Source organism: Amycolatopsis sp. SID8362, from assembly GCF_010550475.1.
In the GTDB taxonomy this organism is placed as follows: Bacteria; Actinomycetota; Actinomycetes; order Mycobacteriales; family Pseudonocardiaceae; genus Amycolatopsis; species Amycolatopsis eburnea.
In genome coordinates, this window is record NZ_JAAGNB010000916.1 from 1 (window position 1) to 7779 (window position 7779).

11 protein-coding genes are annotated in these 7779 nt (G+C 72.3%); 7 read left to right on the plus strand and 4 right to left on the minus strand.

Going from position 1 to position 7779, the window contains the following annotated elements; all coding sequences use genetic code 11:
* Positions 1–136: 136 nt before the first annotated feature.
* Complete coding sequence (locus G3I65_RS28535; protein ID WP_160698848.1) at positions 137–1480, minus strand: MFS transporter; 1344 nt, start codon at positions 1478–1480, stop codon at positions 137–139.
* Positions 1481–1633: 153 nt separating this feature from the next.
* Between G3I65_RS28535 and G3I65_RS28540 the strand changes: the two genes are divergently transcribed.
* The 6 genes from G3I65_RS28540 to G3I65_RS28565 all read left to right on the plus strand — a co-directional run bounded on the left by G3I65_RS28540 (position 1634) and on the right by G3I65_RS28565 (position 5636).
* On the plus strand, positions 1634–2251 hold the full coding sequence (locus tag G3I65_RS28540; RefSeq protein WP_160698849.1) for a TetR family transcriptional regulator: 618 nt from the start codon (positions 1634–1636) through the stop codon (positions 2249–2251).
* Between the two features lie 75 nt (positions 2252–2326).
* Entirely contained in the window at positions 2327–3841 is a 1515-nt protein-coding gene (locus G3I65_RS28545; RefSeq protein WP_160698850.1) for an FAD-dependent monooxygenase, read from the plus strand.
* Between the two features lie 26 nt (positions 3842–3867).
* Entirely contained in the window at positions 3868–4254 is a 387-nt protein-coding gene (locus G3I65_RS28550; RefSeq protein ID WP_160698851.1) for a VOC family protein, read from the plus strand.
* The gene (locus tag G3I65_RS28555) at positions 4254–4574 is read left to right on the plus strand and encodes a metalloregulator ArsR/SmtB family transcription factor (RefSeq protein WP_125316501.1); all 321 of its coding nucleotides are present in this window, start codon (positions 4254–4256) and stop codon (positions 4572–4574) included. The genes G3I65_RS28550 and G3I65_RS28555 overlap by 1 nt, the downstream gene beginning before the upstream one ends.
* A complete protein-coding gene (locus G3I65_RS28560; RefSeq protein WP_160698852.1) occupies positions 4571–5047 on the plus strand; it encodes an SRPBCC domain-containing protein in 477 nt (158 codons plus the stop codon). The genes G3I65_RS28555 and G3I65_RS28560 overlap by 4 nt, the downstream gene beginning before the upstream one ends.
* Positions 5028–5636, plus strand: a complete 609-nt coding sequence (locus G3I65_RS28565) for a TetR/AcrR family transcriptional regulator (protein WP_160698853.1) — start codon at positions 5028–5030, stop codon at positions 5634–5636. The genes G3I65_RS28560 and G3I65_RS28565 overlap by 20 nt, the downstream gene beginning before the upstream one ends.
* Here the strand turns inward: G3I65_RS28565 and G3I65_RS28570 are convergent.
* A complete protein-coding gene (locus tag G3I65_RS28570; protein WP_166640694.1) occupies positions 5616–6392 on the minus strand; it encodes an SGNH/GDSL hydrolase family protein in 777 nt (258 codons plus the stop codon). The genes G3I65_RS28565 and G3I65_RS28570 overlap by 21 nt on opposite strands.
* Positions 6393–6415: 23 nt before the next feature.
* Complete coding sequence (locus G3I65_RS28575; protein ID WP_160698854.1) at positions 6416–6925, minus strand: CGNR zinc finger domain-containing protein; 510 nt, start codon at positions 6923–6925, stop codon at positions 6416–6418.
* A gap of 26 nt (positions 6926–6951) precedes the next feature.
* Here G3I65_RS28575 and G3I65_RS56575 point away from each other — a divergent pair, with 26 nt between their 5' ends.
* Entirely contained in the window at positions 6952–7116 is a 165-nt protein-coding gene (locus G3I65_RS56575; RefSeq protein ID WP_166640695.1) for a hypothetical protein, read from the plus strand.
* Here G3I65_RS56575 and G3I65_RS28580 read toward each other — a convergent pair.
* A partial coding sequence (locus tag G3I65_RS28580) for a site-specific integrase (RefSeq protein WP_160698855.1) occupies positions 7117–7779 on the minus strand: 663 nt, incomplete at its 5' end. It abuts the gene before it with no gap.

Here is a 7779-nt window from a genome sequence, read left to right on the forward strand (position 1 = left end):
CCGGCCAGTTCGGTGGTCCGCAGCAGCCGAACCCGGGCAGCGGCCCCTTCCCGCAGCAGCCCCCGTTCGGCGGCCCGCGCCGCTGACCCGAAAAGCCGTGGAGGCCTCCTCGTCAAAGGAGGCCTCCACGGCTTTTTCAGCGCTGGTACACGGAAACGTCGTCGATGTCCGCGCGGGAACGGTCCTTGAGCGCGATCACGCACGCCACCGTGACCACCGCCGACAGGACGATGTAGCCCGAGATCGAGTACGGCGTCCCGGTCTTGTGCAGCAGCCACGTCGCCAGCAGCGGCGCCGGCCCACCCGCGAACACCGACGCCAGCTGGTAACCCAGCCCGGCCCCGCCGTAGCGCAGGTGCGTCGGGAAGCTCTCGCCGATCAGCGCCGCCTGCGGGCCGTACTGCAGCGCGTGCGGGATGAACGACACCACGACCGCGGCGAACACCAGCGCGTGGCTGCCGTGCGCCAGGATCGTGAAGTACGGGAACGCGATCACGGCGGTGAACACGGCCCCGGTCAGGTAGACCCGCTTGCGCCCGAAGCGGTCCGACAGGTGGGAGAACAACGGGATCAGCGCGAGCTCGCACGCCGCACCGACGAGGACCGCGTTGAGCACGAACGTCTTGCTGAACTCGTGCCGCGCCACGACGTAGATCAGCACGTAGCTGGTGAACAGGTAGAACGGCATCTGCTCGCTGAACCGGACCCCGGCCGAGAGCAGGATTTCCCGCCAGTGGTGCTTGATCGCGTCGAGCACCGGCGTGCGCGCGGTCTGCTTGGTCTCGACGAGCTTGGCGAACATCGGCGTCTCGAGGATCTTCAGCCGGATCACGAGACCGACCGCGACGAGGATGAGGCTGGCCAGGAACGGCAGCCGCCAGCCCCAGGAGTCGAACGCGTCGGGGGAGAGCGTCGCCGACAGCAGCGTCATGCCGCCGGTGCCGAGCACGAGCCCGACCGGGACGCCGATCTGCGCGAAGCTGCCGAGCAGGCCGCGTTTCTTCTGGTCGCCCCACTCCATGGCGAGCAGCACCGAGCCGCTCCACTCGCCGCCGATGGCGATGCCCTGCACCAGCCGCAGCAGCACCAGGATCAGCGGCGCGGCGAACCCGATCGCCGACGTCCCGGGCAGCATCCCGACGACGCCGGAGGAGATCCCCATCAGCAGCAGGGTGACGATCAGCGTCGCCTTCCGCCCGATCCGGTCACCCCAGTGCCCGAAGATCGCGGCGCCAACCGGCCGCGCGGCGAATCCGACCGCGTAGGTGGCGAACGACTGCATCGCTCCCGCGTAGGCGCTCGACGCGGGGAAGAACAGGTGCGGGAAAACCAGCGCCGCCGCGGTGTTGTAGAGGAAGAAGTCGTACCACTCGATCGTCGTGCCGATGGCGCTCGCCAGCGCCGCCCGCCGTACTTGCACTTGCCCTGACCTGCTGTCCGGCTCCACCTTGTGAGTGACGCCGTTGTCGCCCAAGACCATTTCGCAACACCTCCGGTGACTGATGTCACACAACAGTGTGACGCCCGTCGACGGTTTAGGCGATCGATGGCCGGCATCTCGTCCGGTCGGTGAAGAACCAAAGTGCAGATTCGGCAACTTTGCAGATTCGGCAAAGTTCGCTATGGTGGGTGCATGGACGCCCACGGCCTGCGCGAACGCAAGAAGCACGAGACCCGCATCGCGCTGAGCTGGGCGGCCATCCGGCTGACCGTCGAACGCGGCTTCGACAACGTCCGCATCGAAGACATCGCCGCCGAGGCCGGGGTCTCCACCCGGACGTTCAGCAACTACTTCGGCAGCAAGGGCGAGGCGATCGTCGCCCGCCACCACGACCGGGCCCGGGCGATCGCCGCCGCGCTGCGGGAACGGCCCGCCGGGGAACCGATCTGGGAAGCCATCACCCAGGCCGCGCTCGACGGGTTCGCCCTCGGCGAGCCCGCTCCCACCGGGCAGCCCGCCGACCAGTCGTGGGTCGAAGGGCTGCGGCTGATGATCGCGGAACCCGCACTGCAGGGCGAGTTCCAGAAAGCCGGCGCGGCGGCCGAGGCCGAGTTCGCCGCCGCCGTCGGCGAACGCACCGGCACCGACCCCGCCCGGGACGTCTACCCGCGGCTCGTCGCGGGGGTCGTCGGGGCGGCGCTCAACGTCGTCACCCAGCAGTGGCTCATCGCCGAGCCGCCGCAATCGCTCGAAGGCGTATTGCGCGACGTGTTCGACCGGCTTTCCGCCGGATTGCCCGAACCGCGCTGACCGTCCACTTCAGACGCCCGCTCGCCGGGCCAGTTCGTCCTGCCCAAAAGTGCTTGTCCCAAGAGGAGTTCCGCTATGGAAGACGTCGTCATCGCCGGAGCCGGGCCCAACGGCCTCATGCTCGCCTGCGAACTCGCCCTCGCCGGCGTGCGCCCGCTCGTGCTGGAACGGCTGCCCGAGCCCACCACCGAGAACCGCGCCAACGGGCTCGTCGGCCAGGTCGTCCGCCTCCTCGACCGCCGCGGGCTGCACGAGCGGCTGGCCGGCCCGCTCGGCCCGCCCGCGCCAGCGTTCGTCTTCGGGGCCATGCGCCTCGACCTCACCCTGACCGACCCCAACCCGCTGACGATCCTCGGCGTGCCGCAGCGGCGCGTCGAGGCGATGCTCAACGAGCGCGCCGCCGAACTCGGCGTCGAGGTCCGCCGCGGCCACGAGCTCACCGGCCTCAGCCAGGACGCCGACGCGGTCACCCTGGACGTCACCGGTCCTGACGGCCCGTCGCGGATCACCACCCGGTATCTCGTCGGCGCCGACGGCGGCCGCAGCGTCACCCGCAAGCTCGCCGGCATCGGCTTCCCCGGCGTCACCGAAGACCGCACGCTCTCCTACACCGCCAACGCCACCGTGCCCGCCGAGTTCGCCGACCCGGCGTCCGGCGGCCTGCGGGTACCCGGGCACGGCGTCATCCCGCCGTTCTTCCACTACCGCACCGAAACCGGTTTGTTCGTCTACGCGCCCTTCCCGGCCGGCACGCTCGTCACCACGATGGAGTGGACCGACGACGAGGAGACCGGCGACGAATCGCCGATGACCCTCGACGAGCAGCGCGCGAGCATCCGCCGCGTCCTCGGCTTCGACCTGCCCCTCGGCCCGCCCGAAGGCGACGGCCCGCACCTGCTGCGCCGGCTGCGCGGGCGCAACACCCGGCTGGCCGACCGGTTCCGCGAGGGCCGCGTCCTGCTGGTCGGCGACGCCGCGCACGTCCACTCCGCGATCGGCGGTCCCGGGCTCAACCTCGGCCTGCAGGACGCGGCCGCCCTCGGCTGGAAGCTCGCGGCCACCGTGCGCGGGTGGGCGCCGGCCGGGCTGCTCGACACCTACGAGAGCGAACGCCGTCCGATCGCCGAGCGCGTCGTGATGCAGACCCAGGCCCAGTCCGCGCTGATCTCGCCGGGAGGCGACGTCACGGCGCTGCGCGAGCTGTTCGGCGAACTGCTGCGGCTGCCGAGCACGGTGCAGCACATCGCGGACCTGATGTCCGGTGCCGACGTCCGGTACGAGCCGGCCACCGACCACCCGCTCGACGGCCGGTGGGCCCCGGACCTGGTGCTGGCCGACGGCACCCGGCTCGCCGAGCTGACCGTGACGGCCCGGCCGCTGCTGCTGGACTTCACCGGTTCGCTCGGTGACGAGCTGCGTGGCTGGACCGACCGGGTCGACCTCGTCAGCGGTTCGGCGAAGGGCGACGTGACCGCACTGCTCCTCCGGCCCGACGGCTACGTCGCCTGGGCGAGCAGCGCGGTGGAGCCCGACCGCAAGGCCCTGCGGACGGCGCTGGAGCGGTGGTTCGGCACCCCGGTTGACATGTAGGAGATCTCCTACGTATCGTCGCCGGCATGACGATCACCCACGTGCAGTTCCTGACCCTGCCCGTCGCCGACCACGCCCGCGCGCGGGACTTCTACGTCGGCAAGCTCGGCTTCGAAGCGCTCGTCGACCGCCGCACGCCCGAAGGCGGCCGGTTCGTGCTGGTCGCACCGAAGGGGGCGAAGACCGGGGTCGTGCTGACCGACCAGCAGGTCACCGGGGTCGAGCCGGGTCCGCGGCACTTCCAGCTGCAGACCACCGACCTCGACACCGACGTCGCCGCGCTGCGGGCGGCCGGGGTCGAGGTGGCCGAGCCGCAGGAGCAGCCGTGGGGGCGCGCGACGTCGTTCAAGGACCTCGACGGTCACGTCCTCGGCCTGCTGCAGCCGTCGGACTTCGGCAACGTGCCGAACTGATGCCGGTCAACGACGACGTCTTCGCCGCGCTGGCCAGCCCCGCCCGGCGCGAGGTCCTGCGGCTGCTGCTGGACGGCCCGATGCCGGCCGGCGCGATCGCCGAGCGGTTCGAGATGGCCCGGCCGAGCCTGTCGGAACACCTCCGGGTGCTCCGGGAGGCCGGCCTGGTCGCCGAGCAGCGGCAGGGCCGCAACCGCGTCTACCGGCTGGATGCCGCGCCGCTGGAGGAAGTCGCGGACTGGCTGACGCCGTACGAGCGCTTCTGGCGGAGCAAGCTCGCCAACCTGCGTGACCTGCTGGACGAGGAGGAAGACCTGTGAGCGACGACGACCCGACCGCGATCCACGTCGACCAGTTCCTCGCCCACCCGGCCCGCAAGGTGTGGCGCGCGCTGACCGAGCCGGACCTGCTCGAACGCTGGATCAACATGCCCAACGACATCAAGCCCGTGGTGGGGCACCGGTTCCGGCTGGCGGCCGAGCCGGTGCCCGCGGCCGGGTTCGCCGGCGGCCCGGTGGCGTGCGAGGTGCTGGAGGTCGAGCCCGAGCGCAAGCTCAGCATCCGCTGGGGTCCGCGGTGGACGGTCACCTGGCGGCTGGTCCCCGAAGGCACCGGCACCCGCCTGTTCCTCAGCCACGAAGGGTTCGACCCGGACGACGAGTTCCAGCGCGTCTCCCGCCGGATCATGGGCGGCGGCTGGCGGTCCCACGTACCCCGCGCCCTGGCCCGGTTGCTGGACACGCTGCCGGACGCGGCGCCGTTAGGATCGGGTGGTGAGCCCCGCGACCGCTGATCCCGCCGCGTCCAAACCGCTGCGCGCCGACGCCCGCCGCAACCGCGCGCGGGTGCTGGAGGCCGCCGAGAGCGTGTTCGCCGCCAAGGGCACCGGCGCGCCGACGGAAGAGGTCGCCCGCGCCGCCGGGGTCGGCATCGGCACGGTGTTCCGGCACTTCCCGACGAAGGAAGCCTTGCTCGAAGCGGTGCTCTACGCCCGGCTGCGCCGGTTCGTGGACGAGGCCGAGGCCGCCGTCGCGGCGGAGTCCGCGGATCCGGGCGAGGCGTTCTTCACGTTCCTGACCAGCTGGATCGAGATGTCGAGCGCGAAGAACGCCTACTTCGAAGCGCTCACCGCGGCCGGGGTCACCGTGCCGGTGTCGAAGTCCGACATCGGCGCCCGCCTGCTGGAATCCCTGGGAGTGCTGCTGTCCCGCGCGCAGGAAGCGGGCGCGGTGCGCGAAGACCTCGTCGTCGGCGAGCTGATCACGGTGATCATCGGCGTCGCGCGGGCCGCCGAACACGCCGGCCCGGACGCGCGGCTGCGCGACCGGGCCGTGACGATCCTGTTCGACGGCCTCCGCCCATCAGCGGGGGAGCGGCGCTGAGGCGACCGGCTCCAGCGCCGGGCGCTTCGCGGTGAGCGTGTCGCCGGAGGACTCGCCCCGCAGCCGGCGCCGCACCCACGGCAACGCGTGCTCCTGCGCCCACCGCAGGTTCTGGCTGCGCCGGGCCGCGGCGCTCAGCACCTCACGCGGCCCCAGCTCGGCCGCCGTCAGCGGGTGCTCGACCCCGAGCGCGGCGAGCACCGCGATGGCGACCTCGGTGTGGCCGTAGGCGTTGAGGTGCAGGCGATCGGGGGCCCACCGCCGCCGGTCGCGCAGCTGCCGCATCGCCCACATGTCCACCAGGAGCGCACCGTGCTTCGCGGCGATGGCGCGCACGAACTCGTTGTAGATCGCGACCCGCCCGCGCATCTTGCGGAACAGCGCGTCCTCGACCCCGTCGACCCCGGTGAACAGCACCAGCCGCGCCCCGGTGGCCCGGATCCGCGCGACGGCGACCTCGTAGTCGACCATCAGCGCGTCGATGTCGACCTTGGGCCGCATCAGGTCGTTGCCACCGCCGTAGAGGGTGACCAGGTCGGGCGCCATGGCCAGCGCGGGCTCGAGCTGCTCGGCCAGGATCTGCGGCAGCAGCTTCCCCCGGATCGCGAGGTTGGCGTACCGGAAGTCCTGCTCGCGCGCGGCGAGCTGCTCGGCGACGCGGTCGGCCCAGCCGCGGACGCCGTTCGGGTAGGCGGGATCGTCGTCGCCGACGCCTTCGGTGAACGAGTCCCCCAGGGCCACTAAGCGCTTGCTCATGTCTGCAGTCTAGGCACCGGCCGTCAGGCGCTGACCTGCCGGGCCCGGTGGTCGGCGACGTGCACCCGGGTCGCGCACCGCGTCGAGCAGAACCGCCGCCGCCCATTGCGGGACGTGTCGACGTACGCCATCTCGCACCCCTCACGACCGCAGATCCCCAGCCGGTCCGGTGCCTCGCAGACCAGGTGCGCCAGCCCGCCCGCGGTGTACGCGCGAACGCGCCCGACGGGTCCGGCGTCCGCCGCCGAGTAGTGCAGGTGGGGTGGCTTGCCGTCGTGGGTGGTGATGTACGGGCGGCACGCCGCCTCCGCCAGCAGCGCGTTGACCAGCTCAGGGCGTTCCGGTGGCGAAGCGGCGAACACCGGCCGCAACTGCTCGGCCCAGGTCCCGATGCGCGCGGCCTCGTCGCCGGTCAGCGCCTTGATCGCCATGCCGTTGCGGACCATGCCGTCGAGGAGTTCGCTCGCCGAGCCCGCGTTCACCAGGTCGGCGGCCACGAGCGCGGCCGGGCCGCCGTAAGGGTTGAAGTGCACTAAGTCATTACAGCACGATCGGGGACATGGACGTCAACCGTTGCCCCCGCTGCGGCTGGCCGCTCGCCGAACTGCCGGCGACCGCGGCCCAGCGCGCCTCCCACCGGCTCGACTACGTGCGCTGCGTCTGCGGCAGCTGGCTCGCGCGGCTCGACGGCGAAGTCGTCGGCGCCACCCGCCCGGCCCGGTGATCAGAGGTCGAGGACGCCCGCCGCGTTGTCGTTCCACTGGTCGACGCGGCGGATGTACTCGTAGAGTGCGCGGCTGCCGCGCACCCAGCGGCCCTGGTCGGCGATGGCGAGGTCGTCCGCGCCGGCCCGGCGCGCCTCGGTCGCGAACCCGGACCGCAGCGAGTGCCCGGTCACCGGGTACGGCAGGCCCGCCCGGACGCCGGCGCGGGTGAGGATCTGGTTGACGCCGGTGGTGCTCAGCGCGGGCGTGCCGACGTTGCCGTGCCGGTCGACCCGGCGGAACGCGGGCCCCTCGGTGATCCCGGCGCCGGAACGCCACGCGTGCCACGCCCGCACCGGGTCGGTTTCGGGGCTTTCGCGTCGCGGGACGACCATGTCACCGGTGCTCTTGCCGTGCCGCACGGTCACCGCCAGCCCCCGGTCGTCGACCGGCTCGACGTCGGTGACCAGCAGGTTCGCCAGGTCCGAGCAGCGCGCGGCGATCGGGAACCCGATCAGCAGCATCGCCCGGTCGCGCGCGCCGGCCAGAGTGTCCGGGCAGGCGCGCGACATCGCACGCAGGTCGGCGAGGGTCACCATGGTGGCCTTGCCGCGCCCGCGCTGGACACCTTCCTTGGCGAGCCGCTGCCGGTAGCCCTTCAACGCCCGCCACGCGGCGCGGCT

Bases quoted from the DNA above. Each gene is read 5' to 3' on its own strand.
- G3I65_RS28570 (WP_166640694.1), bottom strand. From the start codon at position 6,392: ATGAGCAAGCGCTTAGTGGCCCTGGGGGACTCGTTCACCGAAGGCGTC.
- G3I65_RS28540 (WP_160698849.1), top strand. From the start codon at position 1,634: ATGGACGCCCACGGCCTGCGCGAACGCAAGAAGCACGAGACCCGCATC.
- G3I65_RS28545 (WP_160698850.1), top strand. From the start codon at position 2,327: ATGGAAGACGTCGTCATCGCCGGAGCCGGGCCCAACGGCCTCATGCTC.
- G3I65_RS56575 (WP_166640695.1), top strand. From the start codon at position 6,952: ATGGACGTCAACCGTTGCCCCCGCTGCGGCTGGCCGCTCGCCGAACTG.
- G3I65_RS28555 (WP_125316501.1), top strand. From the start codon at position 4,254: ATGCCGGTCAACGACGACGTCTTCGCCGCGCTGGCCAGCCCCGCCCGG.
- G3I65_RS28535 (WP_160698848.1), bottom strand. From the start codon at position 1,480: ATGGTCTTGGGCGACAACGGCGTCACTCACAAGGTGGAGCCGGACAGC.
- G3I65_RS28550 (WP_160698851.1), top strand. From the start codon at position 3,868: ATGACGATCACCCACGTGCAGTTCCTGACCCTGCCCGTCGCCGACCAC.